General features: G+C 63.8%; 29 protein-coding genes. 9 read left to right on the top strand and 20 right to left on the bottom strand.

Features of this window, described 5'->3' with window-relative positions:
* Positions 1–86 precede the first annotated feature (86 nt).
* The 12 genes from ACO6VM_RS08100 to ACO6VM_RS08045 all read right to left on the bottom strand — a co-directional run bounded on the left by ACO6VM_RS08100 (position 87) and on the right by ACO6VM_RS08045 (position 11094).
* Positions 87–290: a formate dehydrogenase subunit delta gene (locus ACO6VM_RS08100; protein ID WP_401056948.1), complete on the bottom strand. Its 204-nt coding sequence runs from the start codon at positions 288–290 to the stop codon at positions 87–89.
* A complete protein-coding gene (gene fdhF, locus ACO6VM_RS08095) occupies positions 287–3172 on the bottom strand; it encodes a formate dehydrogenase subunit alpha (RefSeq protein ID WP_401056947.1) in 2886 nt (961 codons plus the stop codon). The genes ACO6VM_RS08100 and fdhF overlap by 4 nt, the downstream gene beginning before the upstream one ends.
* Positions 3169–4713, bottom strand: coding sequence for a formate dehydrogenase beta subunit (locus ACO6VM_RS08090; protein WP_401056946.1), 1545 nt, complete (start codon positions 4711–4713; stop codon positions 3169–3171). The genes fdhF and ACO6VM_RS08090 overlap by 4 nt, the downstream gene beginning before the upstream one ends.
* On the bottom strand, positions 4707–5192 hold the full coding sequence (locus ACO6VM_RS08085) for a formate dehydrogenase subunit gamma (protein WP_401056945.1): 486 nt from the start codon (positions 5190–5192) through the stop codon (positions 4707–4709). The genes ACO6VM_RS08090 and ACO6VM_RS08085 overlap by 7 nt, the downstream gene beginning before the upstream one ends.
* A gap of 321 nt (positions 5193–5513) precedes the next feature.
* Positions 5514–6671 carry a glutathionylspermidine synthase family protein gene (locus ACO6VM_RS08080; RefSeq protein ID WP_125463424.1) on the bottom strand — a complete coding sequence of 386 codons (1158 nt, stop codon included), beginning with the start codon at positions 6669–6671 and terminating at the stop codon, positions 5514–5516.
* Positions 6672–6673: 2 nt separating this feature from the next.
* Positions 6674–7426 carry a DUF1190 domain-containing protein gene (locus ACO6VM_RS08075; protein ID WP_401056944.1) on the bottom strand — a complete coding sequence of 251 codons (753 nt, stop codon included), beginning with the start codon at positions 7424–7426 and terminating at the stop codon, positions 6674–6676.
* A 25-nt stretch (positions 7427–7451) separates the two neighbouring features.
* Entirely contained in the window at positions 7452–7877 is a 426-nt protein-coding gene (locus ACO6VM_RS08070) for a DUF350 domain-containing protein (protein WP_401056943.1), read from the bottom strand.
* A gap of 12 nt (positions 7878–7889) precedes the next feature.
* Positions 7890–8546 (bottom strand): DUF2491 family protein, encoded by a 657-nt coding sequence (locus ACO6VM_RS08065; RefSeq protein ID WP_390967480.1) that lies wholly within the window; start codon positions 8544–8546, stop codon positions 7890–7892.
* 218 nt (positions 8547–8764) lie between these two features.
* Positions 8765–9466 carry a PspA/IM30 family protein gene (locus tag ACO6VM_RS08060; protein WP_401056942.1) on the bottom strand — a complete coding sequence of 234 codons (702 nt, stop codon included), beginning with the start codon at positions 9464–9466 and terminating at the stop codon, positions 8765–8767.
* Between the two features lie 16 nt (positions 9467–9482).
* Complete coding sequence (locus ACO6VM_RS08055) at positions 9483–10097, bottom strand: YjfI family protein (protein WP_125858084.1); 615 nt, start codon at positions 10095–10097, stop codon at positions 9483–9485.
* Between the two features lie 95 nt (positions 10098–10192).
* Positions 10193–10825: a hypothetical protein gene (locus ACO6VM_RS08050; protein WP_422403053.1), complete on the bottom strand. Its 633-nt coding sequence runs from the start codon at positions 10823–10825 to the stop codon at positions 10193–10195.
* Between the two features lie 11 nt (positions 10826–10836).
* Positions 10837–11094 (bottom strand): hypothetical protein, encoded by a 258-nt coding sequence (locus ACO6VM_RS08045; RefSeq protein WP_422403052.1) that lies wholly within the window; start codon positions 11092–11094, stop codon positions 10837–10839.
* 490 nt (positions 11095–11584) lie between these two features.
* Here ACO6VM_RS08045 and ACO6VM_RS08040 point away from each other — a divergent pair, with 490 nt between their 5' ends.
* Positions 11585–13675 carry an acyltransferase family protein gene (locus ACO6VM_RS08040; RefSeq protein ID WP_401056939.1) on the top strand — a complete coding sequence of 697 codons (2091 nt, stop codon included), beginning with the start codon at positions 11585–11587 and terminating at the stop codon, positions 13673–13675.
* Between the two features lie 54 nt (positions 13676–13729).
* Here ACO6VM_RS08040 and ACO6VM_RS08035 read toward each other — a convergent pair whose 3' ends face one another.
* Both ACO6VM_RS08035 and ACO6VM_RS08030 read right to left on the bottom strand, forming a co-directional pair.
* Complete coding sequence (locus ACO6VM_RS08035) at positions 13730–14371, bottom strand: DUF1109 domain-containing protein (protein WP_422403051.1); 642 nt, start codon at positions 14369–14371, stop codon at positions 13730–13732.
* Positions 14358–14945, bottom strand: a complete 588-nt coding sequence (locus ACO6VM_RS08030) for a sigma-70 family RNA polymerase sigma factor (protein ID WP_422403050.1) — start codon at positions 14943–14945, stop codon at positions 14358–14360. Before ACO6VM_RS08030 ends, ACO6VM_RS08035 begins: the two co-directional genes overlap by 14 nt.
* A gap of 214 nt (positions 14946–15159) precedes the next feature.
* Between ACO6VM_RS08030 and ACO6VM_RS08025 the strand changes: the two genes are divergently transcribed.
* From ACO6VM_RS08025 to ACO6VM_RS08010, 4 genes are read left to right on the top strand one after another with little or no spacing between them, the layout of a single operon-like run.
* Entirely contained in the window at positions 15160–15447 is a 288-nt protein-coding gene (locus ACO6VM_RS08025; RefSeq protein WP_401056936.1) for a DUF2282 domain-containing protein, read from the top strand.
* A 16-nt stretch (positions 15448–15463) separates the two neighbouring features.
* The gene (locus ACO6VM_RS08020) at positions 15464–16297 is read left to right on the top strand and encodes a DUF692 domain-containing protein (protein ID WP_422403049.1); all 834 of its coding nucleotides are present in this window, start codon (positions 15464–15466) and stop codon (positions 16295–16297) included.
* The gene (locus tag ACO6VM_RS08015; RefSeq protein ID WP_422403048.1) at positions 16294–17049 is read left to right on the top strand and encodes a DNA-binding domain-containing protein; all 756 of its coding nucleotides are present in this window, start codon (positions 16294–16296) and stop codon (positions 17047–17049) included. Before ACO6VM_RS08020 ends, ACO6VM_RS08015 begins: the two co-directional genes overlap by 4 nt.
* Positions 17050–17058: 9 nt before the next feature.
* The gene (locus tag ACO6VM_RS08010; RefSeq protein WP_422403047.1) at positions 17059–17526 is read left to right on the top strand and encodes a DoxX family protein; all 468 of its coding nucleotides are present in this window, start codon (positions 17059–17061) and stop codon (positions 17524–17526) included.
* Between the two features lie 17 nt (positions 17527–17543).
* On the opposite strand, the gene ACO6VM_RS08005 is transcribed toward ACO6VM_RS08010, so the two are convergent.
* The 4 genes from ACO6VM_RS08005 to ACO6VM_RS07990 form a co-directional block, all read right to left on the bottom strand.
* Positions 17544–17981, bottom strand: coding sequence for an NUDIX hydrolase (locus ACO6VM_RS08005; RefSeq protein WP_422403046.1), 438 nt, complete (start codon positions 17979–17981; stop codon positions 17544–17546).
* Between the two features lie 73 nt (positions 17982–18054).
* The gene (locus ACO6VM_RS08000; RefSeq protein WP_401056931.1) at positions 18055–18525 is read right to left on the bottom strand and encodes an arsenate reductase ArsC; all 471 of its coding nucleotides are present in this window, start codon (positions 18523–18525) and stop codon (positions 18055–18057) included.
* A gap of 27 nt (positions 18526–18552) precedes the next feature.
* Positions 18553–19842, bottom strand: coding sequence for an arsenic transporter (locus ACO6VM_RS07995; protein ID WP_422403045.1), 1290 nt, complete (start codon positions 19840–19842; stop codon positions 18553–18555).
* A 22-nt stretch (positions 19843–19864) separates the two neighbouring features.
* Positions 19865–20212, bottom strand: coding sequence for a metalloregulator ArsR/SmtB family transcription factor (locus ACO6VM_RS07990; protein WP_401056929.1), 348 nt, complete (start codon positions 20210–20212; stop codon positions 19865–19867).
* A gap of 220 nt (positions 20213–20432) precedes the next feature.
* Between ACO6VM_RS07990 and ACO6VM_RS07985 the strand changes: the two genes are divergently transcribed.
* From ACO6VM_RS07985 to ACO6VM_RS07975, 3 genes are all read left to right on the top strand, one after another.
* Positions 20433–23066 carry a trypsin-like peptidase domain-containing protein gene (locus ACO6VM_RS07985; protein ID WP_422403044.1) on the top strand — a complete coding sequence of 878 codons (2634 nt, stop codon included), beginning with the start codon at positions 20433–20435 and terminating at the stop codon, positions 23064–23066.
* Between the two features lie 77 nt (positions 23067–23143).
* Positions 23144–23590, top strand: coding sequence for a hypothetical protein (locus ACO6VM_RS07980; protein WP_422403043.1), 447 nt, complete (start codon positions 23144–23146; stop codon positions 23588–23590).
* A 74-nt stretch (positions 23591–23664) separates the two neighbouring features.
* On the top strand, positions 23665–24372 hold the full coding sequence (locus ACO6VM_RS07975) for a hypothetical protein (protein ID WP_422403042.1): 708 nt from the start codon (positions 23665–23667) through the stop codon (positions 24370–24372).
* A gap of 94 nt (positions 24373–24466) precedes the next feature.
* On the opposite strand, the gene ACO6VM_RS07970 is transcribed toward ACO6VM_RS07975, so the two are convergent.
* Together ACO6VM_RS07970 and ACO6VM_RS07965 are read right to left on the bottom strand one after the other, a co-directional pair.
* Positions 24467–25399: a hypothetical protein gene (locus ACO6VM_RS07970; protein WP_422403041.1), complete on the bottom strand. Its 933-nt coding sequence runs from the start codon at positions 25397–25399 to the stop codon at positions 24467–24469.
* The gene (locus ACO6VM_RS07965; RefSeq protein ID WP_125858066.1) at positions 25399–26103 is read right to left on the bottom strand and encodes a hypothetical protein; all 705 of its coding nucleotides are present in this window, start codon (positions 26101–26103) and stop codon (positions 25399–25401) included. Before ACO6VM_RS07965 ends, ACO6VM_RS07970 begins: the two co-directional genes overlap by 1 nt.
* On the opposite strand from ACO6VM_RS07965, the gene ACO6VM_RS07960 reads away from it, so the two are divergent.
* Complete coding sequence (locus ACO6VM_RS07960; protein WP_422403040.1) at positions 26092–26421, top strand: hypothetical protein; 330 nt, start codon at positions 26092–26094, stop codon at positions 26419–26421. The two genes, ACO6VM_RS07965 and ACO6VM_RS07960, sit on opposite strands and share 12 nt — an antisense overlap.
* Positions 26422–26613: the final 192 nt, after the last annotated feature.

Below are 26613 nucleotides of genomic sequence, written 5' to 3'. Positions count from 1 at the left end.
ATCGCGGGGCAAGCCCGCTCCCACGCGCCGTGCTTGCGCCAGCGTGGGAGCGGGCTTGCCCCGCGATATGGCCGCACCATCAGTCGCTAGGCCAACGCCTCACACACCTTGGGGTCCAGTCCCTCCCCCGCATGCGCCTCGATCCACTCCCCCAACTGCCTGCGCATCGCCGGGGTCCAGAAGCTTTGCAGGTGCTGTCGCACGCCCTGCACTGCCTTGTCCCGGTCCGGCTCGCTGTCGAAGTAGTGGGCGATCTGGTTGGCCATCTTCACCAGGTTGTCGCTGCTCATCGGCGCACCTCCGCCTTTTCCTTGCCTTGCGCCTGACGTCGCTCGTCAAGCAGGCGCCGCTGTTCGTCACTGAAGCTCTGGTAGCGCTTCTGCCATTCCGACGGCTGGAACACCTTCACCACCTCCACTGCGGTGACTTTGTACTCGGGGCAGTTGGTGGCCCAGTCGGAGTTGTCGGTGGTGATCACGTTGGCGCCGGACTCGGGGAAGTGGAAGGTGGTGTACACCACCCCCGCTGCCACCCGCCCGCTGACCCTGGCACGCAGCACGCTCTGCCCCGCACGGCTGCCCACGCCGACCCAGTCGCCGTCGCTGATGCCGCGGCTCTCGGCATCGCTGGGGTGGATCTCCAGGCGGTCCTCGGCGTGCCAGGCGACGTTCTCGGTACGCCGGGTCTGCGCACCGACGTTGTACTGGCTGAGGATGCGCCCGGTGGTCAGCAGCAGCGGGTAGCGGTTGTTGACCTTCTCGTCGGTGGGCACATATCCGGTGAGCATGAAGCGGCCCTTGCCGCGCACGAACTGGTCGATGTGCATGGTCGGGGTGCCATCGGGGGCTGCGTCGTTGCACGGCCACTGCAGGCTGCCGTGGCGGTCGATCTCGCTGTAGCTGACGCGGTGGAAGGTCGGCGTCAGGCGGGCAATTTCGTCCATGATCTCGGAGGGGTGGCGGTACTGCATCGGGTAACCCAGGGCGTTGGCCAGGGCCATGGTGGCTTCCCAGTCAGCCTTGCCGGCCAGCGGCTCCATCACCTTGCGTACCCGCGAGATGCGCCGTTCGGCGTTGGTGAAGGTCCCGTCCTTTTCCAGGAACGAACTGCCCGGCAGGAACACATGGGCAAACTTGGCCGTTTCGTTGAGGAAGATGTCCTGCACCACCACGCACTCCATCGCCAGCAAGGCCGCGGTGACGTGCTGGGTGTTGGGGTCGCTCTGGGCGATGTCCTCACCCTGGCAGTACAGCGCCTTGAAGCTGCCATCGAGCGCGGCCTCGAACATGTTGGGGATACGCAGCCCGGGGTCGGGTTGCAGGGTCACGCCCCAGGCCTGTTCGAACTCGCTGCGCACACTGGCGTTGGAGATATGCCGGTAGCCGGGCAGCTCGTGGGGGAACGAGCCCATGTCGCAGGAACCCTGCACGTTGTTCTGCCCGCGCAGCGGGTTCACCCCTACCCCTTCACGGCCGATGTTGCCGGTGGCCATGGCCAGGTTGGCGATGCCCATCACCGCGGTGCTGCCCTGGCTGTGCTCGGTCACGCCCAGGCCGTAGTAGATCGCCGCATTGCCGCCGGTGGCGTACAGCCGGGCGGCGGCGCGGATCTGTTCGGCGGGCACGCCGCACACCGGGCCAAGCAGCTCCGGGGCGTTTTCAGGCAGGGCGACGAAATCGCGCCAGCGGGCAAAGTCCTCGGTCTCGCAGCGGGCATCGATGAAGCGCTGGTCGAGCAGGCCTTCGCTGACGATCACATGGGCCAGGGCGTTGAGCATGGCCACGTTAGTGCCCGGGCGCAGTTGCAGGTGCAGCTCGGCACGGGCGTGGGGCGAGTCGACCAGGTCGATGCGCCGCGGGTCGATGACGATCAGCCGCGCGCCCTGACGCAAGCGGCGCTTGAGCTGCGAGCCGAACACCGGGTGGGCGTCGGTGGGGTTGGCGCCGATTACCAGCACCACATCGGCCTGCATCACCGAGTCGAAACTCTGGGTGCCGGCGGATTCACCGAGGGTCTGCTTGAGGCCATAGCCGGTCGGTGAGTGGCAGACCCGCGCGCAGGTATCGACGTTGTTGTTGCCGAATGCGGTGCGCACCAGCTTCTGCACCAGGTACGCCTCTTCGTTGGTGCAGCGGCTGGAGGTGATGCCGCCGATGGAATCGCGCCCGTACTTGAGCTGGATGCGGCGCAACTCACTGGCGGCATAGGTCACCGCCTCGTCCCAGCTGACCTCCTGCCACGGGTCTTGCAGGCGCTTGCGGATCATCGGCTTGGTGATGCGGTCGGGGTGAGTGGCGTAGCCCCAGGCGAAGCGGCCCTTGACGCAGGCGTGGCCGTGGTTGGCCCCGCCCTGCTTGTCCGGGACCATGCGCACCAACTGGTCGCCCTTCATCTCGGCGCGGAACGAGCAGCCCACACCACAATAGGCACAGGTGGTGATCACCGCGCGCTCGGGCTGGCCGAGCTGGACCAGGCTTTTTTCGCTGAGGGTCGCGGTCGGGCAGGCCTGTACGCAGGCGCCGCAGGAGACGCATTCGGAGCTGAGAAAATCGGCGCCACCGGCGGCGGCCACCCGCGAGTCGAAACCGCGCCCGGTGATGGTCAGGGCGAAGGTGCCCTGGATGTCTTCGCAGGCGCGCACGCAGCGGCTGCAGACGATGCACTTGCTGGGTTCGTAGTCGAAGTACGGGTTGGACACGTCCTTCTGTTCATTCAGGTGGTTTTCGCCGTCATAGCCGTAGCGCACCTCGCGCAGGCCGACCTGGCCGGCGACGGTCTGCAGCTCGCAATTGCCGTTGGCCGAGCAGGTCAGGCAGTCCAGTGGATGGTCGGAAATGTACAGCTCCATCACATTGCGCCGCAGGTCGGCCAGGCGCGGGGTTTGCGTGCGCACCACCATGCCCTCGTTGACCGGCGTGGTGCACGACGCCGGGTAGCCGCGCATGCCGTCGATCTCGACCATGCACATGCGGCACGAGCCGAAGGCTTCGAGGCTGTCGGTAGCACACAGCTTGGGGATGGTGGTGCCGAGCAGCGCGGCGGCGCGCATCACCGAGGTGCCGGCGGGCACACTGATCGAACGGCCATCGATGACCAGGCTGACCTGCACGTCGCTGACACGCTCGGGGGTACCCAGGTCGATATCGCTGCTGGGGTCGAAGTAGTTGATCATTGCGCGGCCTCCAGGCCGAAATCGGCGGGGAAGTGCTTGAGGGCGCTGGCCACGGGATACGAGGTCATCCCGCCCATGGCGCACAGCGAACCGTACTGCATCGTGTCGCAAAGGTCGCGCAGCAGCCCGGCCTGGCTTTCGCGCAAGGCTGGGTCGGTGCTGGCGATCAGCCGGTCGACCACCTCGACGCCGCGGGTCGAACCGATCCGGCACGGCGTGCATTTGCCGCACGACTCTTCGGCGCAGAACTGCAGGGCGAAGCGCGCCATGCTGGCCATGTTCAGGGTGTCGTCGGCCAGCACCACACCGCCGTGGCCAAGCATCGCGCCCATGGCGGCAAAGGCCTCGTAGTCCAGCGGCGTGTCGAACTGGGCCGGCGGCACCCAGGCGCCCAGCGGGCCGCCGACCTGCGCGGCCTTGATCGGCCGGCCGCTGGCGGTACCGCCGCCGTAGCCTTCCACCAGCTCGCGTAGGGTGAGGCCGAACGCCCGCTCCACCAGGCCGCCGTGGCGAATATTGCCGGCCAGCTGGAACGGCAGAGTGCCCAGCGAGCGGCCCATGCCGAAGTCGCGGTAGTACGCCGCCCCCTTGGCCAGGATGATCGGGATCGAGGCCAGGGTGAGCACGTTGTGCACCAGTGTCGGCAGGCCGAACAGCCCCTCCAGCGCTGGCAGCGGGGGCTTGGCGCGGACGATGCCGCGCTTGCCTTCGAGGGATTCGAGCAGCGCGGTTTCCTCGCCGCAGATATAGGCGCCCGCCCCGACCCGCACCTCCAGGTCGAAGGCCACAGCTTTGCCGGCGACGTCCAGGTAACCGGCTTCGCGGGCCAGCAGGATCGCCTCGTTCAGGGCGCGGATGGCATCCGGGTACTCCGAGCGCACATAGATGTAGCCTTTGCTCGCCCCCACGGCGAGCCCGGCGATGATCATGCCCTCGATCAGCAGGAAGGGGTCGCCCTCCATCAGCATGCGGTCGGCGAAAGTGCCGGAGTCACCCTCGTCGGCATTGCACACCACGTATTTCTGCACGGCCTGGGCCTGGCGCACGGTGCGCCACTTGATGCCCGCCGGGAACGCCGCGCCGCCCCGGCCACGCAGGCCGGAATCAAGCACAGCGGCGACCACCTCATCGCCCTCCATCAGCGTTGCCCGGCGCAGACCCTCGAAGCCGCCGTTGGCGTGGTAGTCGTCCAGCGACAGCGGCCGGGTGATGCCCGCGCGGGCAAACAGCAGGCGTTGCTGGGTTTTCAGATAAGGGATCTGCTCGACCAGGCCCAGTGCCAGGGCATGGCCTGGCTCGCCTGCGGCCAGGGCGTCGAGCAGGCCCGGCACGTCTTCGACCGAGACCGGCCCGAAACCCAGGCGGCCGGCGTCGCTTTCCAGCTCGACCAACGGCTCCAGCCAGTACAGGCCACGCGAACTGGTGCGCTGGATGCGCAGCGGCAGTTGGCGACGCTCGGCCTCGCGGGCCAGCGCGTCGGCCACCTGATCGGCGCCGACGGCGCGGGTCACCGAATCACAGGGAATACACAGGTTCAACATGCCTTCACCTCCTCACGACAACCTTCCACCAGCGACCGCAAGCGCTCGGGGGTGAGCCGCGCGTGCAGCTGGCCATCGAGCTCGAGCGCCGGCGAACAGGCACAAGCGCCCAGGCAGTAGACCGGGCGCAGGCTCAACGCGCCGTCGGCGCTGGTGCCGTGGTCGTCCAGGCCAAGCTGTTCGCGCAACTGTGCGGCCAGCGCCTCGGCGCCGCGGCTCTGGCAGGACTCGGCGCGGCACAGGCGCAGCGTGTGCCGGGCAGGCGGTGTGGTGCGAAAGTCGTGGTAGAAGCTGATGACCCCGCGCACCTCGGCCAGGCTGAGGTTGAGGGCATGGGCGATTTCATTGATGGCGATGTCGGGGATATAGCCGACGCCGGCCTGGATGGCGTGGAGGATTGGCAACAAGGCGCCGGGGGTGTCCTTCTCACGGGCCAGGACGCGTTGGATCAGGGGCAGGTGGTTCAACTCATCAGGCATACAGCAAACCTCGGCAACCCGGGCCACCCCGAAACATGAGCAGTACCCGGCGGTGTTCAGCTGCGGTGCGCGGCCACGTCACGGTGGCGATGTGCCGGGCACCCTCCTTGCCTGCGGCCGGGCGTCTAGGTGCGTGCGGTCCGAAGGCATCCCCAGAGCATGGCAGCTATTGCGCAAAGAGGTTGTGCGCGGGCGACCCGGCGCGTCCTGAAACCGACCATTGGAGGGGCCATCATCGGCGGGCAATCGTAACGTTGTGATCAGCCCGCTCCCCCGTTGACGAGGCTTGCTACGTAGTTCTCTACGCGACAGCGCAGCCGGTCAGTCCACGACCACATGCGGCAGGAACCGCGAGCTGTCCTTGGTGATCAGGGTGTCGTCTTCACGAATGCCGATCCCCGAGGCCAGATCACCGACCACCCACGAACCGATCAAGGTGTAGCTATCGCCGAACTTCGGCAAAGGCGCGAAACCTTGCAGGATATACGGAGCATCGTCGTAGGGCCCGTCCTCGAACACCCGCTGGTCATCGGTGGTGCGAATGTCCACATTGGCCCCCTCGCGGGAGAAATACGGCTTGCGCACCCAGCCCTTGGGCACCGGCCGCCGGGGGTCTTCGTCGAGGAAGGCTGGCAACAGGTTCGGATGGCCCTCGTGCCATTCCCACAACAACGGCAGGATGCCCTTGTTGGAAATCAGCGACTTCCACGCTGGCTCGACGAACTGGGTATCACAACCGGCGATGGCCTGGCCGAAGTCCTCGTGGAAGATATGCTCCCAGGCGTGCAGCTTGAACAGGCGCGGGATTGGTCGGCCTTCGAGGTCGACGAAACGCCCCTCGTCGTTCAGACCGATATCCTCCAGGTCGATATGTCGGGTGCTGATACCCACGTGCCCGGCCATCTTGCGCAGGAAATCCGTGGTACCGCGGTCCTCGATCGAGCCGCCGATGGCCGAGAAGTAGAACGGGCTTTCACATTCGAAGGCCGCAAAAGCCCGCACCAAGTCTTCAGCCAGGGTGTTGAACTGGCTGGCATGGGCCGGCAGCACGCCGCGCTCAATCTGCTGCTCAAGCCAGATCAGCTGGAACGCCGCCGCCTCGTACAGCGAGGTCGGCGTGTCGTAGTTGGCCTCGATCAGCTTGGCCGGGCCCGTGCCGTCGTAGCTGAAGTCGAAACGCCCGTAGAGGTGCGGATGCCCCTCCTTCCACGAACGACGCACCAGGTCGAAAAACGCCGGCGCAATCGCCAGGCGGGTCATCAGCGCTTCGCTGTCGACAATGCGCGCCACCGCGTCCAGGCACATCGCGTGCAGCTCCTGGGTGGGCGCCTCCAGGTCACGGCTGACCTGGGCCTCACTGAACTGGTAGTAACCGCGCTCATCCCAGTAGCGCTCGCCGTCGATGGTGTGAAAGGCGAAGCCTTCGCGCTCGGCGGTGGTGCGCCAATCCGGGCGTTCGTCGCAGTGGACCTTGCGCATGCTCAACCGCCGAAACTGAAGCCGCCGCTGCTCTTGCCGCCCCAGCCGCTGCGCGCAGTGGCCTGGCTGCCGAAGCCGCCACGGGAGATCGACGAGGACACGCTGGAGCGGGTCGAGTTTTTGGACTTGTAGCTGCTACCGCTGGAGCTGCCGGAGTAATAGCTGCTGTAGCTGCCGCCGCTCTGCTGGGCCTGGTCGGAGCGCTCGAAGCGTTTGCCTTGGTCGATCTGCTGGCCGAGAGTGGTGGTGCGGTAGTCGCCGCGGCTGTCGCGATACTGGTAGACCGGCTGCGAGTAGTACTGGCGATTACCGCCGCTGAGCACCTGGCCGAGCAGCAGGCCGGTGAGCAGGCCATTGAAGTTGCTGCCACCGCTGACAGCCTGGCCACTGCTCTCGACCTGGGTGCGGGCCGCGTCGACCTGCGACTGGCTCACCTCGCCCGACACCGCCAGCTCGAAACCGCCAAGGCGCGGCATGTAGCGGTTGTCGCTGGTGACCTGGCAGTAGTCCGGCACGAAATCGGCCTCGCACGCCGCCTTGTCGCCATAGGTCGGCGCGACCCGACGGTGATCGGCCAACGCCTCCATATAAGCATCGGAACACACGTCCACCGGCACCTTGTCATCGACACAGGCCTGGACGGTGGAGTAGTTGCTGCGCTTGCTGACCGTGTAGGTCTCCTCGGGCGCGCTGCACGCGGTGAGCGCCAGCGGCAGGGAACTGGCCAGCACCAGCTTGACGGAACTGCGTCTCATGTATGGCTCCTTGCGCGCAAACGGCTCAGACCGACGGGGTCATGCAGGCCGAATTGAGAAAGCCCACGCTGATCGCCACGGCGGCGGCGTAGATCGCGGCGGCCATCTCACCCTTGGCGATGCGGCTGGCCAACCCCTTGAGCACCAGGCTGGTGAGGGCGAAGGCCAGCAGTTGCACCACGGCAGCGATCACCACCCAGACCACGAAGTCGAGCAGGCCGACGCTGTAGGCGATGATGTTGCTGGCCGGCAGCGAGAAGCCGATCAGCGCACCGCCCAAGGCGATAGCGGCGGCGCTGTTATTGTCGCGGATCAGGGCGAATTCGCGATGCGGGGTGAGGTGCGTGTAGATGAACTGGAACAGCCAGAACAGCACCAGCGCCACGCTGATGTAGAGAATGAAGCCGATCACTGCCTGGGCGTTGAGCGACATGCGAAGTGCGTCGAGCATGGTGAATCCTTGTCAGATGACGTTGAAGTCCGTTGATTGCAGGGTGACACCCACCGAAGTGGTCAGGCTGACATTGCCGTCCTCGTCTTCCTCCACCGACAGCAGGAGGAATTCGCGGCGATCGGTCAGGCCGGTTTCGCGGGCATACAGCATCGACAGGTGCTGGATGCGGTAGCTGGTCTCGGGGCTGGTGACCCACTCGCTGATCGGCGTGAGCTCGGTCTGCCCCTCTTCGCTGCCCCACTGGCGAACGAACTCGTAGCCTTCGTGCTCGTAGTACGGCAGGCCGATGTTCGACTCGGGGCCGACCAGGCGCTTGAGCTCCGCGTCGCTGGTGACCGGCACCACGCTGTAGTAACCGAACAGGATGATGTCACGGACATCGTCAGCGGACGCGCCGTTCATCACCACCTGCAGCCAGTAGTCCTCGTCTTCCATATAGAAGCGCGCCAGGCGCACAGACTGGCCGAGGTCAACCTCACCAATCGCCCAGACCACTTCCTGCTCGGGAACCTCCAGTTCGCAATGCCCGTCGAGCAGTAGTTTGAGCGAGCGATCGAGCTTGAGCATGCGCCCGCTGCCCAGGCCGAACGGCAGGTTGCCTTGGGCCTGACTGCTGGCGGCAGGTTTGGGGGCTTCGAAGCCCATGAAGCGTTTCAACCAACCCACGGGGCATCTCCTGGGTGAGAGGGTGACGGATCAGGAGCCAGTACTGGAGCTGTAGCAAACAGGCTGGGCCTGTCGGCAGAAGGCGACATTGAAAATCCCTTGGGTCGCGGCAGTCCTTTGGCGGGGGCGACACGATACTGCTTTTCGTGTGCCCCGCCAACGGGTCTGCAACAGGGTTTTTGCGCCTGCCCCGCGATGAGGCCGGCCCACTCAACGAATCACTCCGCCGGCTTGGCCGCCTTGGCCTTCAAGCGTGCCAGTACATCGTCGGCACCACTGTTGCTGGCGCCGATCCCAGCCGACTTCAGGCGTGCTTCCAGATCGCTGCCGTCAGCCTTGCCCGCCAGCTCCGCCGCCGCTTCCAGCTCGGCGGCACGCTCGGTCTGGCGCTTCTTGATGCGATCCAGCGACCCGACCGCCGTTTCCAGGCTGCCATTGGCGCCGCCGGTGGCCGACGCCGCACTGACCTGGGCACGCTGCACGCTTTCGCGAGCCTTGACCAGATCCACCTGTTGCTTGAGGCCCTTGATCTGCGCCTCGGTCTTGTTCACGGTGGCGGTCAGGGTCGTTACCGACGCACCGAACTGGTCGGCCAGCGCCTGCTCGCTGTCACGCTGGTTGGTCAGGTCGGCGATGCGCGCCGCGCATTCGTGGGCCAGGCCCTCCTCGCCCTTGTCCAGCGCGGCAATGGCCTTCTGCTCCCAGTCGCCGATGGTCTTGTCGAACTCGGTGATGCGCTGCTGCGCGGTCTTGTGCTTGGCCATGATCTTGACCAACTGGTTGCGCGCATCGATCAGGTTGTTGTCCGCGTCGCGGATCTCCTGGTCGAGGATGCGCAGGGCCTGGGAGTCGACGATCGCCTCACCGACTTCCGAAGCGCCGCCACGCAGGGCGGTGACGATCTTTCTCAACAAACTCATGATGCAATCTCCGGAATCAGTGGGTGAAGTAGTCTTCGAAATCTTCGGCGGCGGTGATGACGTTGTCGGCCAGGGTGTGGATCTCCTGGACGATGTTGTCCAACGACGAGGCCGCGCTCAGGGCGCCGAACATGGTGTACACCGACTCGCCCGAGGGCAGCGTGTGCAGGCCGATGGACGACAGCGGGAACACGTCGCGGGTACGCAGCACCGCATCGTTGAATGCAGCGCGGTCTTTCACCTGGCTGGCTTCCACCAACAGCGTGTCGACCAGGATCTGCTCACCGGCCACGGCGATGTACAGCGGCAGGCCGTCCAGTTCGTTCATCACCAGCTTGAGGCTGGGCTCGGCGCCCTGTTGCAGGGACAGGCCGATCGACCCGCCGCGCACCTCGTCCAGGCCTTGCAGGGCGCCGTGCAGCGTTTCGATCGTCCAGTGGGTGTGCTCGGTCATGAAATCCTCCGTTCTGACCTGTTTGCCCGCGTGGGGCTGACGTAAAGCCTTCTCGATACCGCGCAGGGCGGCGGCGTGCTCAGGCAGGATCCACAGCTCACGCTTGACCAGGCCTGCGGCCTTGAGCCGGGCGCGCATGTCACGCATGTAGTCGGTGGAGCTTTTCTTGCCTGTCATCGAAGGGGGGTGTCCTTGTCTCACATGTGATGCACGTTACGCCTGGATCATGAGCTCGGCAAGCCTCACATGTGAGGAGTCAGGCCCGACCCAACCTAACCCGCCAGCCGCGTCAGCCGCTGCAGCGCCTCGATCACCTGCGGATCACGCGCCTCGAGCACATCCACCTGGATTCTTGCGATCACCGCCTTTAGCAGCTCGGTCTGACTCATCCGGGTTTGCCCCAGCAGCGTCAGGAAGTCCTCGGCCATGTGCACGTTGACCTTCATCGACAACCGCCGCGTGGCTCCGGACGCCGGTAACCCCCTCTGACGCCGCTGCGCGTCGAGTGCCTGGACGAAGGCCTCGTGGCCGGGTTGCAGACCCGCCCCCTGGCGGGCCTGCACCAGCCAATGGAAATAATGGGCGAGGAACAGCTTGCGCAAGTGTGCCCCCGCCTCGCTGCTGACCGCTTGCATTGCCGCGTCGAGCACATCCAGATACACCGCCGGCAGCCGCGCCTCGATGGACTTGAGCTGCTGCTTGCGCGCCTCGCGGATTGCCGGGGTGGACTGCGGCGGGATGGCCACCACCGTATCGCAGCCATCGCACACGCCCACCAGGATGTCTCGCGCCAAACCCTGCCCATCGCTGAACGGCACGTCACGGCGCAGGTAACGCGTGGTTACCACGGCCTGGCAATGCTCGCAGAGCGCCTTGCCGGTATCGCCTTCGAAAAGAATTGTCATCGCCTGGGTACTCACTGATGAACGCTGATGAACCAGGTGTCTGGCTCGAGAAAATAGAACTTGATGTACCAACCGTGCCACCTGATCAGGTGAACTTCGACCGATGCCACGGTGTGATGGGGGCTGCTGCGGTAATGGGTGCCGTTGCAGGCGCGGATGACGTCGATGACTTGCGCCGCCGTAACCGCTCCAGTCGCCAACAGGTTCTTCACCTCGATATCGCCGCGTGACGCATGCAGGTAATCACCTGCTTCGAGGGCTGCGATCACTGCGCGCCTCGCTGCTTTGAAGCCTCTTTGCATGGGACATCCTTGTCGATACGAAAATCATCGTACACACCCGAGACGAATGCCAGTCTTCCATTGCCTCAGGCGACCAGTGGCGCTGCGGCAGTCTCTGCCAAAGCACATCACACGGGATTGACTATGGCTCTGCGCAGCAGCCGCTGACGCGCGGCTGTGTAACCAGCGCTTTCACAATGTTTCGCGATGTGCCGAGGCAGGTTTTCGCTAGGGCACTGGAGGCAGCCAGGGCCATCAGCTCGGCACCTGTGGCCGCCATCGCCCATTCGCCAAGCTATTGAAATGGAATGCAATAGCAAAAGGCCTGTACGATACGCGCCGGCAGCCGGGGCCCTGCCCAGGGCGACGCCTGCGCTGTTCACCATGGAAGCTGTTGTGCCCTGCGTGCCCACTCGCAGGCACGTCGCGTGCTGCCTGGTTTCAGAAGGCGAATGGAAGGGAATTAAGGACTACCACTGTGTCAAACGACAAAAGCTACCTGCTCACGCCACACGATGTTGCAAACCTACACCCGCCCGGCAGTGCAACAACCACCCAACCGGCCCACAGCACCACCAGGACGGTTGACTATCGGGCTGACATCGACGGGCTGCGCGCGATTGCCGTTCTGCTGGTCCTGGTCTTCCATGGCGGGCTCACCCTGTTCCCGTCGGGCTTCATCGGCGTCGACATCTTCTTCGTCATCTCTGGCTACCTGACCTCTTCGATCATCCTCAGGTCGATGGAGAAAGGCACGTTCACCTTCTCCGGGTTCTACACACGCCGGATCTGGCGGCTGCAGCCTGCGGTGCTGGCCCTGTTGGTGGTTACCCTGGCGCTGGCCGCCCTGCTGTACCTGCCCGGTGATTTCGTCGACTTCCTGAAGAGCGAAAAGTACACAAGCCTGCTGCTGTCAAACCAGTACTTCGGCAAGGCAACGGGCGGCTACGCCACGGCGGACGCCGCGACCCTGCTGCTGATGCACACCTGGTCGCTGGCCATCGAGTGGCAGTGGTACATCGTGCTGCCGCTGGGGCTGTGGCTGCTGAACCGCTCGCTGAGCAAACGCCAGCTGGGGTATGCCTGCGTGCTGCTGACAGTGCTGTCGATCGGCGCCGCCCTGTACATTTCCAAGGCCTTCCACGGGCAGGGCTACTACTTCTTCACTGCACGCATCTTCGAGCTGATGATCGGCTCCTGCGTCGCCGTGCTGGGCAACGGCAGAAAACAGCCCGGCAAGGTCATGGCCTCGGCCATCGCACTGGTGTCGCTGCTGGTCATCGTCCTGACTGCCCTGCAGGTCATTGCGGTTGCAAGCTACCCGGACCACCACGCGCTGCTGGTCTGCCTGGCCACTGCCGCGCTGCTGTTCGTCGGCCCCTCCAGCATCACCTCCAGGTTGCTGTCGTCCAGGCCTGTGGTATTGATCGGGTTGATCTCGTACTCGCTGTACCTGTGGCACTGGCCGATCATCGCCACCGTCAACTACCTGGGCCTGGAAAAGACCCCAACGGTGATCGCCAGCTACTTCGCCCTCACGTTCGTGCTGGCCACGCTGTCCTACCTGCTGGTGGAAAAACCACTGCGCCACTCGCGCCTGAGCTTCACCAAGACCCTGGTGCTTATGATGGTCGTGCCGGCCATCGGCCTGTCGGTGCTGCATGCCGCCGGGAAAAAGGCCGACGGCTGGCCCGCTCGCTTCGACTACGGGACCAACAGCGTCCTGACCCGCCTCGAGGCCGCCGAAGTGCCGCACCGGGAAAAATGCCTGGAAGGTGCCAGCGATGGCTCGGACGAGCGATGCCTGCTGGGCGATGTACAGTCAGCGACCAAGGCACTCCTGATCGGCGATTCGTTCTCCAACCAGGAGTGGGGGTTCATCGACACCCTGGCCAAGGACGCGAACATCTCGGTCATGGCGCAAGCCTACTCGGCCTGCCTGACCCTGCCTGGCGTGTACCTGTACGACTGGTACAAGTTCAAGGAGCTGTACATCACCTGCCACGCGGCCAGCGCCGACTATTACCAACTGATCAAGCAGAACCGGTACAAGTACGTGATGATCGGCCAGATCTGGGAAAACTACGTGAACACCGACAGAGTGGTCACCGCCCTGGCAGACGAGCGTACCGAAGCGCTCTCCAACCAACGGCTCAAGGCCGCGCTGCTTGAAGGGCTGCAGGTCATCCGTGAGGCCGGTGCCATTCCGGTCATCGTCAAGGCCAACATGCTCATGCCGGCCGGCGTCAACAACTGCGTGTACCGCAACATCAAACTGCGCGGGATGTTCGGCGCCGAGGCCGAAGGCGCGCATTGCGACCGGCAAGCGTGGAATGGCGTTGAAGACCCCAGGCTCACCGAGCTGTTCAAGGCCGCGCAGCAAGCGTATCCAGAGCTGATCATCATTGATCCGAAGGATGCCCAGTGCCGGGACGGCGCCTGCCTGATGGCCATCGACGGGGTACCGGTGTACCGCGATATTGGCCATATCACCGATTACGCCTCGTTCTGGTTTGGCCAGCAGTACCTGCAGCACAAGGGCAACCCCTTCCTGCAACCTGCCCGGTAATAACGGACCAGCAGGGCCAGCGCAAGGCTGGCCCTGCAACCTTGTGATGGGCAGTCACCAGCGCAACAATCGCGGGCCGACAACCGCCCCCAAAAGTGTCGGCAGCAACATCCCCAACACATACCAGAGCCCCCAGAACGGCACGCCCATCTCCGGGCAATGCAGGCAGTAGGCCAGGGTTGCCGTCGAACCCGCCAGCAACCCGCCAGCCGCACCCGCTTGGCGCAGGCGGGTTGGCGCCAGGCCGCGCAAGGCCCAGAACACAGCGATCAGGCAGGGCAGCGACAGCAAGGCGATATTCAAGGCACAGGTGCGCCAGGTGCGGCCCAGGACAAGGTCGGCGCGGGCTTCGACAGGGGTACCGAGCAGACTGATCGCCGCGCCCAGCCAGACCAGCACCAAAGGCAGGCCAAGCAGCCCCCAAAAGGCACCGCCCTTCACACCCGGCCGGGCCAGCCGCTGGGTCAGCCACAACCCGAGCAGCGCCAGGCTGGCGGGCAGTGCAACCTTGGCCCAGAACAGCGGCGTGCGGGCGACCTCGCCCAAGTCGCTGCGCACACCGTAGATGGCCGCTGTCATCAGCACCGCGCCGAGCAAGCCACCAAGCAGTGCAACACCCAGGCGCTTCGCCGACACGTGCCGATCCACCGGGCCCTCGTGGCGGGCCAGCAGGTCAATCCAGTCATCGGTGTTCATGGTTACTCCTGCCTTCAATCAACCTGGCCAAGGCTTTCAGCCCTCGATGTATGCCCACCTTGACCGCCGAACTGGAGAGACCGGTTAGGCGTGCTGCTTCCTCCACCGACAACCCTTCCAGCTTGACGTGCACGATGGGCAAGCGCTGACGTGCCGGCAATTGCTCGAGCAAGCGCTCAAGGTCCAGGCTGGCCTCGGCCGGTTCCGCACCTGTACCGGCGAACAGGTCGGAGTCATCGTCCAGCGGCTCGTTGCGCGCCTCGTGGCGGGCGAAGCTGCGCAGATGATCGGCCAGCTTGTAGCGGGCTATTGCCTGTACCCAGGCGGTCAACGGCTGCTGCGCCTGATAGGTATGGCGCGCGTTGTGCACCGCCAGCAGCACTTCCTGCACCAGGTCCTCGACTTCGCTGGGGCGCCAGGCCAGGCGCCGTTGTAAAAAGCCACGCACATGCAACGCCAGTGCCGCCAGAAAATCGCGGTAAGCCACTGCATCGCCCGAGAGCCCGCGCAGCAGCAAAACCTGCAACTGTAACTCGCGCGCATTGAGCACTGCCTGATCATTAGTTCGTTGCATTGGCCGCCTGGGTTACACCCTCGCCGCGTTTCTTTTCACCGGCCCCCTGTCGCACACCCCTGCCCTGCGAACGTCGGCCTGCCTCAATAAGGTAGGTGGCCTGCACACATTGCGAGAAATATTTTGTAGTGGCTGTAACCCGATGGACGAGTGCGGCGAACTAGTCCATGAGCCGCCGGTAATTCGCCACGGCTCCACCCTCTGGAGAGCCAACATGAAAACCCTCGCCCTCGCTACCGCTGCCCTCGCCCTCGCCGCACTGGCAGGTACCGCCATGGCCGCAGACCCCACTCAACCCGCCGGCACCGGTGCCGCCATGGAAAAATGCTACGGCGTTGCCATGGCCGGCAAGAACGACTGCAAGGCTGGCGCCGGCACCACCTGCGCCGGCAGTGCCAAAAAAGACTATGACGGCATGCACTGGAAGAACGTCCCGGCCGGTTCCTGCACGTCGATCAAGACCCCTACTGGCATGGGCTCGCTGACCCCGATCAAGTCCTGAGTGCAGGAGGCCGACCATGAACGGCAACACGCGGCTGGGCGCCGGGCTCGGGCTCAAGGCCGAGCACTACGCCCAGGCCTTGGCCCACCGCGCCGACGGGCTGTGGTTCGAAGTCCACCCGGAAAACTACATGGTCGGCGGCCCACGGCTCGCCTGGCTTACGCGCATCGCCGAGCAGCATCCGCTGTCGCTGCACGGCGTTGCGCTGTCACTGGCAGCCGACGCTGAACCGGATGCCACGCACCTAGGGCGTTTGCGCGCCTTGATCGATGAGGTACGCCCGGCACTGGTGTCCGAACACCTGGCCTGGTCGGCCTGGCGCGGCCAGTACCACCCCGACCTGCTGCCCTTCCCCCGCAGCAGCGAGGCGCTGGGGCGGATCGCCGACAACATCCAGCGCAGCCAGGAGGCCCTGGGGCGGCGCCTTTCCATCGAGAACCCCAGCCACTACCTGCAGTTGCAGGGGCATGACTGGGACGAGATCGATTTCCTCACCGAGCTGGTCCGGCGTACCGGCTGCGGCTTGCTGCTGGACGTCAACAATGTGCACGTCAGCGCACACAACCTTGGTTTCGACGCCACCGACTACCTCCACCGATTCCCGGCCCACGCCGTGACCGAGGTGCACCTGGCGGGGTACAGCCACGACGACCAGGGCGCGCTGCTGATCGATTCCCATGACGCCAGCATCGCCGAGCCGGTCTGGGCGCTGTTCCAACGGTTGATCGAGCGCATCGGGCCACGCCCGACCTTGATCGAACGTGACGGCAAGCTTCCCCCCTTCAACGAGCTGCTCGCCGAGCGCGACCGGGCCCAGGCGCTGCTGGAACACACTGGAGGCTTGTCATGAATCCCTCTTTGCGCCAGTTCCAGGACGCATTCGTCGACGCGCTGCAAGGGCGGCCGGCGCCACAACTGGCGGCGTTGACCGAGCAGCCGGCGTTTGCGGTGTACCGCAACACCGTGCTGGCTGGCTGCGTCGATGCCCTGCGCGCCAACTTCCCCAGTGTCGAGCAACTGGTCGGCCCAGCCTGGATGGATGATGCGGCGGCAGCCTATGCGCAGCAGTCACCGCCCAGCGATGCCCGGCTGATTCATTACGGCGCAACCTTTGCGGCCTTTCTCGAAGCGATGCAGGCGCAGCACGGCCTGACTTACCTGGCCGATGTCGCGCGCCTGGACCGCCTGTGGAACGAGGCTTTCAGCGGGCCCTGCGATCCCTGCCTGGACCTCGCCGAGCTGGCCGGCATGACCGCCGGCGACCTGGCACACAGTCATCTGCGCCCGCGCGCCAGCGTACGTTGGCACTGGTTCGCGCACCATCCGGCGTACAGCCTGTGGCGCTGCAGCCGCGAACAGTTGGCTTGGCCGCAGGACCAGTCCTGGGTCGCCGAAGGTGTGCTGCTGAGCGGCGATGCCGACGGTGTGCGCCATCACCCCCTGGAGCACGCTGGTTGCGCCTTTCTCCAGGCCTGTGCCGACGGGCTGACGCTGGACCAGGCGTCGCAGCTCGCCCTGCAAGCCCAACCCGACCTGGACTTCACCGACCTGCTCGGTCGGCTGTTGCAAGCCCGGGCTTTTCGTCCACTCACATTCGCCTGAGGAGCTGCCATGGACATCACCCACACCAGCGGGCCGGCCAACAGCCTGCGCCACCACTGGAACCGGCTTGCCGAACGCCTGCAACGCCTGCTGGGCGACGACCTGTTGTGCCTGGTCGCCCGGTTCGGCATCGCCTCGGTGTTTTTCCTGTCCGGCCGCACCAAGGTCGAAGGCCTGCTGACCATTACCCCCGGCACCTACGAGCTGTTCCGCAGCGAATACGCCCTGCCGCTGCTCTCACCCTGGCTGGCGGCGCACCTGGCCGCCTATGCCGAGCACCTGTTCCCGCTGCTGCTGGTACTCGGCCTGCTGACCCGGTTGTCGGCCCTGGCCTTGCTCGGCATGACCACGGTCATCGAAGTGTTCGTCTACCCCGATGCGTGGCCCACCCACCTGACCTGGGCCGGCCTGCTGTTGTTGCTGATCGCCCGAGGGGCCGGGGCCTTTTCGCTGGACCGATTGCTCAAGGTGCGTTGAGTGGGCACGGGCGAGGTTCACGGCCGCTTGCCTGTGCAATGGCCGTGCGCCTGCAGCGCGGCGCCGAGGAACACCAGCGCCCGCTGGAACACCGGATGACATTCGTTCAGGGGCAGCAGGTCGAGCGGGGCCCAGAAAAATTCGAACACATGACCGTGGTCGTCGAGCGTCTGATGAGCCCATCGTTCAGGCAGCGGCCCCTTCACTTCACACAGCTGGAACGACCAGACCTGCCCCTTGAGGCCGGCATCCCAGCACCCCAGGTCAGCCTTGATCAGCGCACCGCGGATCCCGGATTCCTCCCACAACTCACGCACGGCTGCCGCACCCGGCGCTTCGCCCTTTTCGAGGCTGCCCTTGACCAGCTGCACCCCCGCCAGCGGATGGCGGAATAGCAGCAACCGGGGATACGGCGAGGATGACAGCACCACTGCACAGGCTTTGTTGGGGAGCATGACGGTTTCCTTGTCGGCGCTTGTGGCCGGCGATCATACGCCTTCGGCCGGGCCCCTTCCGAGCAGCAAAGGGTCAAAGGCCGCCAATACGCTGCAACTCGCGCTTGAGCGCCTCAGGCGCAAGCGTGGCGAACGGCAACGCGAAGAACGCCATGCAACGCTGCTCGATACGGGCCAGGGTGGCCTGGAAGGCCGCATCGACCGCCGCCTCGTCACCCACCACCTCGGAGGGATCCTCCAGCCCCCAGTGGGCCTTCAACGCCGGGCCGAAGTACACCGGGCAGGCCTCGCCCGCCGCCTTGTCGCAGACGGTGATGACGATGTCCGGCGGGTTGTCGGCAAATGCATCGTTACCCTTGCTGCTCAGGCCGGCAATGGCGATGCCGGCCTGCTGCAGGGTCGCCAGGCTGCGCGGCAGCACCTGGCCCTTGGGAAAACTGCCGGCGCTCACCGCCTGGAAGCCTTGCGGCGCCAGGTGGTTGAACACCGCTTCACTGAGGATGCTGCGGCAACTGTTGGCCGTGCACATGAACAAGACTCGCATGAAAGCTCCTTCGCAGGGTGGTGGGTGTCACAGGCTCAGGCGCAGCGCCAGGGCCAGGGCCGACAGGGTGATCAGCAGTACCGGCAAGGTCAGCACAAGGCCGACCTTGAAGTAGTAACCCCAGCTGATGCGCATGCCCTTGCGCGCCAGCACGTGCAGCCACAGCAGCGTGGCCAGGCTGCCGATGGGGGTGATTTTCGGCCCGAGGTCGCAGCCGATGACGTTGGCGTAGATCATCGCCTCGCGCACCAGGCCCTCGGCGCCGCTGGCCTGGATCGACAGCGCCCCGATCAGCACGCTGGGCAGGTTGTTCATCACCGACGACAGCAGCGCCGCGAGCAGGCCGGTGCCCAGGGTGGCGCTCCACAGGCCGTGGGCGGCGAGCTGATCGAGCAGCCGGGCAAGCAGGTCGGTAAGGCCGGCGTTCTTCAGCCCGTACACCACCAGGTACATGCCCAGGGAGAAGATCACCACCTGCCAGGGCGCCTCGCGCAGTACCCGGCGGGTGGAGATGCGGTGGCCACGGGCGGCGACCGCGAACAGCAGCGCCGCGCACACGCCCGCCACCACGCTGACCGGGATGCCCAGCGGCTCCAGGGCGAACAGGCCGACCAGCAGCAACAGCAGCGTCACCCCACCGACGGCGAAGGTGGCCGGGTCACGTATCGCCGAGCTCGGCGCCGGCAAGGTGTCGGCCGGGTAGCGCTGTGGCAGGTCACGGCGGAAGAACAGCCACAGCACCAGCAAGGTGGCGCCAATGCTGGCCAGGTTCACCGGCACCATCACCGCGGCGTAGTCGGCGAAACCCAGGCCGAAGTAGTCGGCCGAGACGATGTTCACCAAATTCGACACCACCAGCGGCAGGCTGGCCGTATCGGCAATGAAACCAGCGGCCATGACGAACGCCAGGGTGGTCGCGGGGGAAAACCGCAGCGCGATCAGCATCGACATGACGATGGGGGTGAGGATCAGCGCCGCACCATCGTTGGCGAACAACGCCGAAACGGCGGCGCCAAGCAGGATGCAAAAGGCGAACAGGCGATGAACACTGCCCCTCGCCCAACGCGCCACATGCAGGGCCGCCCACTCGAAGAAGCCCGCCTCGTCCAGCAGCAGGCTGATGATGATGATCGCGATGAAGGTGGCGGTGGCATTCCAGACGATGGCCCACACCACAGGGATGTCCTGCAGCGAGACCGCGCCCACGGCCAGGGCGATGATCGCGCCCAGCGTGGCGCTCCAGCCGACGCCAAGGCCTCTGGGCTGCCAGATGACCAGGGTGAGGGTGAAAATGAAGACGGCAACGGCGACCAGCATGGGGACCTCGCTTGGCAGATGTTCAGCAGCAGGCGGCAGTGCGCACCGGGCGCTCTTGCATGTTCTGCAGGCGTGTGGCGTTGGCCTGCAGCCACACGGCATTGGCCTGCAGCGTCAGCTGCAGCACCTCGTGCACCCAGGCAGGCAATTGCGGATTGAGACGGTAGTACACCCATTGGCCCTGGCGGCGATCCAGCAGCAGGCCGCTGCTGCGCAGCTGGGCGAGGTGGCGGCTGATCTTGGGCTGGCTGTCGTCCAGGGCGCACATCAGTTCGCAGACGCACAGCTCGCCCAGTTGGGCGATCAGCAAGGTGGCGCGAGCGCGGGTCTCGTCCGCCAGGCTCTTGAAGAGCTCGGGTGGGGTGATCATGGCAGCACCTTTACATATGGAAATCCGAATATACGGATTTCCATATGTAAAGAACAGCCCTGATGCAAGGGCGCGCCCTTGACGCTGGCGATGACAACCCGAGAGCACCCAGGCCAGCACCTATAATTGCCTGCTACTGGCCCGGCGCCACCGGGCCAGGCCCACCTTGGCTGTTCTGCCGGGCACGCACCTGTTTGGCGACTGACTGCTGGAGCACAACGTGAGCCTTCCATGCCGACGCTGTTGGCCGTTGCTGGCCCTGGCCCAGGCCCTCGCCTGCCCCGCCCATGCTGCGGTGGACGCCGTCGACAACAAAACCCTGAACACCCTCCGCGCCCAGGCCGAAGCCGGCGACCCGGCCGCTGCCCAGCGCTACGGCTGCCTGTTCATCGACCAGCCAGGTGTCGAGCCGGATGCCGCCAAGGCCCGCCAGTGGGTGGAACAGGGGCGCAACCTGCCCGCCCTGCTGCGCCGTGCCGACGCAGGCGACACCGACGCCATGGTGCAGATCGGTGACACCTACTTCGACACCTGCCTGCACGACAGCTTTGCCCCGTTGGCCATGCCCTGGTACCGCAAGGCGGTGGCCGGCGGCGATATCCGCCGCGCCTGGCGCTTGATGGACGATGCCCGCACGCTGGACGAAAAGCGCCACTGGGCCGAGATTGCCGCCGCCATCGTCACCCCCGAGGGCAAGCCCAGGGACAATCACTATGGCGGCGAGACGTTTTTCGGCAACCTCGCCGAGCACAGCGGGCACGATATCCCCTGGGGGCTGCGCCATGCGCCCGGCACTCGCTACCTGAGCCTGCGCCCGGTGCAGGTTCGCCTCAAGCCCGACCCCGCGGCCCCGGTGATCCAGGACATCGGCCGCTGGCACCTGGTGTATGCACGCCCGGCCCAAGCGCCCGGCTGGCTGGCGGTGATTGCCGCCAGCGAAGGCCCCTACCCGGATACCTTGGGCTACCTGAACCCTATCGACACAGCCTCGGTAACGCGTTTTCTCGACCGGCAACCGCAGGTGCGTCCCGACCGCCAGGCGGTGTATGGCCTGGTGGGCTATTTGCGCGAAGCGGACCTGGCCAGCCTAGACCAGCCTGCACCCCTGCCCTTGCCCACGGCGGGCCTGAAGCCCGTACCCTCGCTGTGGCGAAATATCGGCGTCGAGGAAGACCGCCAGTTCATCACCGATTTCAGCCAGCCGCCCTATGACGCCCTGGTGCAAGTGAAAGCTCAGGCCGGCAGCTGCAGCGGTGCCGTGGTGGGCACGCCGACCCTGGTGGTCACCGCCGGCCACTGCGTCGACAAGACCGACCGCAAAGGCAAGGTGCAGGTGGTATTCGAACGCTCGGCCGCGCACAAGGAGGTGATCCCGGCCACCTTGGTCAGCTACCAGCACAAGGGTGGCGCGGACTGGGCCCTCCTGCGCCTGCGCAAGGCGCCCGCCAGGCCGGTGACGCCGCTGGCCTTCGCCGACAGCTTCGACGCCTCCCGCTCGGCGCAACTGAACGTCGCCGCCATCGGCTACCCCGGCGACCTGTTCAAGCTGTCCATGGCCAGGCTGGGCTTCGTCGCGCCCTCGCTCAAGCAGTGCACCCTGGACATCAGCCGGCACAGCTACAACGCCCAACAACGGACCATCCTGTTCAACCACTACTGCAACATCTGGTTCGGCGACTCTGGCGGGCCCCTGCTGGTGTGGAACCCCGGCAACGCCCGTTTCGAAATGCTGGGCGTGCACGCCGGCGTGGACGATGGCTTCGAAGGCACCCACCGCAAGACCCTGTTCACCGACAGCCGCTTCAGAGCCCTGATGTACAAGGCCTACCAGGAAGTGGAGGTACCGTTGCTGGGCAACCGCCAGCAGGCGTTGGACAAGGCGGCCTACTTCCGCGCGGCGCAGCAGGCCGACAAGGACAACCCCGGGGTCTCGACGGTGGCACGGGCCTACCGTGAGCGGGTCGAGAGCCTGTATTTCGACCGCTCGACCCTGAGCCTGGCGCTGATCGAAACCCTGCGCCAGCAGGCCGGCCAAGGGCCACGCCTGGATGCCCCCGACAAGCTGGGTTTCTGGACCACGCCGCCAGAGGACGGCTTCAAGGTGATCGGGCCCGTCGATGACGCCCGCCTGGCTTGCGTTGCCACCTGCAACAAGGCGGTGCTGCGCGCCAGTGGCGCGAGCTTGCGCTATGGCGAGCCGGTCGATTTCCAGCAAATGGCCAGGCGCGACGACTCCCTGGTGATGCCGGGTTCGCGACGTGTCATCGTTGGCGGCGATCTGTTTCACGTGGGGAACGATGGCCGGGTGGACGCCGTTGCCCGGCAGTTCATGAACCTCAAGGCCAGTGGGCCGGGGTTCAACGCGTTTTACCAAAGCCGCTACGGTGAGCCCGCCGAGACAGTGGCCAAGGAGGAATCGCTGGCCACGGATGTCGAGCCCACCAGCGTGCTGCATACCGGGCCGAGCCTAGGCAGCGACACCCCCATCGGCATTCCCGGTGGCCAGCTGATCACGACGGCAGCGCTCACCCTTGAACTTGCTACACCCAAGCCGCCCGTGGTGATTGCCGCCATAGGCGCCAGTACCGGCATTCCCGGTGCCATCGACCTGCACTACGGCGCCGAGGGCGGCAACTTCAGCGACCAGACCCAGCAACGCCTGGCCAACGACCTGCAAGCGTTGACCCACGGTGACAAGGCGCGGGCGCTGGTGTTCTATGGCCACCACCCACAATGCTGGATGAGCTACAACAGCGCGCTGCGCGCCATTGCCCTGGGCTATCGCCAGGTGTATTGGTACCGCGGCGGGATGAAGGCGTGGGTCAGGTCGGGGGCGCCGCTGGACTGGATGTGACAGGCCCATCACCCCGACCGAATGCAACCACTCAACCTCAAGGCCATACCGTGAACCGAAAAGCACGACGTGCTGCAATGCTTGCCAGCCTGGCCGATGCCCCGGTGCCCGTGCGCAGGTTCGACGCTGACTGCATGACGCTGATACCCGAGTGCCGGTCGATCATCGACGCCCTTTCGGTCGTAGAAAACGGCGGCGCGCAATGGGCGCATCGCGCCGTCACGTTATGGTTCGATGGCCCGGCACCTGCGTGGGTGCTGCTCTACCAGTTCCCGGACATGGCTCCGTACTTCGACTTCGCGTATAGCAGCAGGCAACCGCCGCAACAGGCCTTGGCCGCGTTACTGGCCAGGTACCCCCAGTGCAAACTGCTCGATTGGTCCCCCGGCCATCTTGTATGCCTTGAAGCGGTCGAGATGACCCTCGAAGCGCAGGCCGAGATGATCGGCGACTTTGCCGAAACGGTCTGGGCGCTGCGCGACCCGGTGATCACGGCTTCCTACGAAGTACGAGGCAGGGCGTGAGGGGCCTGCGCTTGGCGCTTTCTTGCTAGACTCGCGCCTCTCGACGCCAATCGCCACGGATGCCACTTTTTGTCATGAGACGCCTGCTCACGCCTCTGCTGCTTACCTGCTTCAGCCTCCAGGCGCACGCCCAACCCACAACGCTGCTTCCCGGTGAAGCGGAGTATCGGCAAGCGGCGCCGATCCTCGACGAGATTGACCGCAGAATGATGGAGCTGGTGAATCGACGCGAGCCAGACGGCCGAATGAACGAAGCGTCCAGGCTGGCGTTCGTCGATTACACACAGCAGCATCTACCCAGCGCCAACAAGCTGCTGGAGGCCGCCATCGCTGCCGGCAACCCGGCCGCTGAGTATCGCTTGGCGCAGTTGCTCGGTGTTCTGGACGGCCAGGGGCAGCGTGCCGAGATATGCGGGTTGTTCAAATCGAGCCTCAAACGCGGCTTCACGCCTGCGGCGCTGCAAATGCGCGTGAACTGCCTGAGCGATATCGATACGCCCGAGTACATTGCGCAGGTCAAGGCCTTGCCGGAAATGCCCGGGCCTTATGCGCGCTACTATCCGCAGCCGACCATCCTTGAGTACTGCTCGCAGGCTCGGCCAATGCCCACCGTGGTAATGCAACTTGATGAACCGGCCTTCAGGGCGAATCTGTATTTCGCCATGCGCGATGTGCTGGTTGATGCAGGCGCCAAAGACAAAAACGTGAAGTTTGCGTATCAGTTTAAAGCCCTGGAGTACGGTTGCCCGCGGGTTCAGGGGTGGCTGAACAGGCAGATATGACCGCGTCGAGGTGCCCGTGGGCGTTTCTCCGAAGCGCAGGCCTCGCAGTTGCGGGTGAACACACAAATGTATTATAAGTTAGGTCGGGGATGTATTAAGGTTCTATGTTGCTGATCTGCTCTTTAATGAGGTCGCGCTGTTTTTTTAAACCAGCCATTAAATCATCGTAGGTTGTCGGGTCTTTCCATGCGCCGGGGTTGTCAGTGTAATAAATTATCGCGTTATCATATATGCTTAAAACTCTTTTTACCCCAAGTGGATGGTCTGATTTTTTTTCGGCTTCAAGTGAGCCCCCTCCAAAAGCTGCCATGAAATAGTTCCAAGGGGCGGCCGCCACTAAATTGTAGTTGGCATGAAGTGCGGTGACTATGGCGTATTGATCGGCTGCATTTTCTTTGCTGCGACTCATGGCGAGATTTTCGGGTTCCTGAATATGTTTGTTTTTTACGTGATTCAATACATGGTGGCCAAGCTCATGAAGATACATGAACATGATGCTGGCCTCTATGGCTTTTGCTTTGTAGTAATTAAAGTTATCTAACTCCTGAAAGTCTTCGATTGTGACCCCGGAACAGGCACCGTCAGTGTGCGCGGAGTATACCAGGGGCGACATGGCGGGTTGAGGAGGCAGGTGGTTGGATATTCTGAGCGCATTTGTTTCCATTATCTCATTGAGGTAGATCAGAAATTCGGAGTAGCAGCCTGGCTTGTCAAGTTCCGCCTCCATTGTTAAAAGATCTTGTATCCAGTCGATAATTTGAATGGTTCCAGCGCTTATTATTATGATTCTTTCGTTGTCGTCGAATGCTGCGAATGCGCCAATACCTGGGCTCGAACTTACCTTGTAGGTTATGCTGTTGGCGATCGCTCTCTCGTTGGGAGGGAGGGTGGGCTCGATGAGTTTCCTTGCATTTTTGAGAACGGTTTTGGTGCTTTGCTGATACCAAGTTAGGTCATATGCTAAGCCGTTGGTAAGAGTGCAGAAGCTCAATACTATAATTGAGATAATCTTGGTGAAGGTTTGCATTATTGGTCTCTGACTCTTGTTAGGAGGTCATCTGATTCCTCAAATCTCTGTTTTAGCTTTTTATCATTATTTAGTTTTTCGCTAAAACTCAATGGATCAGTCATCCTGAGATCATTAAGGTGGCTCCACTCGGAATATCGCCCAGCAGCATTCAGTGCTCCATCGAGTAGGTCTCTTCTAACTGGCTCTAAGTTTGAGAATAGTTTTTGGATGCTCTTGGACTTTGCTAGGTCAGCAGGTGGAAGAATTTCGACAACCTCTCTTTTCAATGTGGTAAGCGTGATTAGATAATCTAGTTTTGTGGATGGGGGTGCTGCTACTGCTGGTGTGGCTCCATACACAGAAACTTTAGCTGAACCTTCGTCGTCGTTGTCAGTGTGAGCATTTTGGATGAAGCGCGGCGCCGCGCTAAGTGCATATACTAATATTGAGGCGCCGAATAGCGCAAAGAATACTCCCGGGCCAACTTGTGACAGTTGAAACTTCCACTCTCCTCTTTGAGCTATTAATTTCCCAGCTTCTGAGGTGGTGATGCTAAATAATTTGTACCCCCAGTATAAGGCGGCGCCGCCGAATATCACTATCAGCAAACGCTCCAAAACTCTACCACTGAACATGTATTGAGGTAGTTCTAATGCGTCAGATCCCAGCGCGTTGAGTACGACAAAAAAAAGTGAGGCGCCTATTGCTTTATGAGTTGGCATTTTGGTTTTTCCGGATTACCTGAGTTCACTATAGCCATAGTCAAACTAAAGTATTTATTGTTTTTATATGTTTTTTCAATAAGCGTTATAACTTGTGGTGATTTATGGGGCATTTGTATTGGTGGTGGAGCTTACATCGTTCAGACGCTCATGCGCGCTTTGTGGCGTGGCCAGCGTGTTCGCGAGGGTTTCATGACCTATGGGGTGGGGGCGAGTCAGGAGCAGACGCTGGGCGATGACGACTGCGGGCGAAAAACGAGAGAATTAAAATCAAGACTAGTATTGCGATCACCTACTGGCGAATGGTTCTTACAATGAAATCTATCGTGGTAGTCGCGGGGCAGTTTTAAGGAAGTTAGAGCTCCACCATCTAATGCGAATGCGGCTCTGTCGGCGGCATACGAACGTTCTTGTTAGCAAGAAAGTGAGCCAATGCTAAGAGCAAGCCTGATGAGCCACCTAGCATGATTCCGCCGATTCCAGGAAATATAATTACGGTCACTGCACCAA

The sequence above is a fragment of the Pseudomonas sp. GZD-209 genome (assembly GCF_049310485.1).
Lineage (GTDB): Bacteria > Pseudomonadota > Gammaproteobacteria > Pseudomonadales > Pseudomonadaceae > Aquipseudomonas > Aquipseudomonas sichuanensis.
This window is presented reverse-complemented; position numbering and strand designations above follow the sequence as displayed.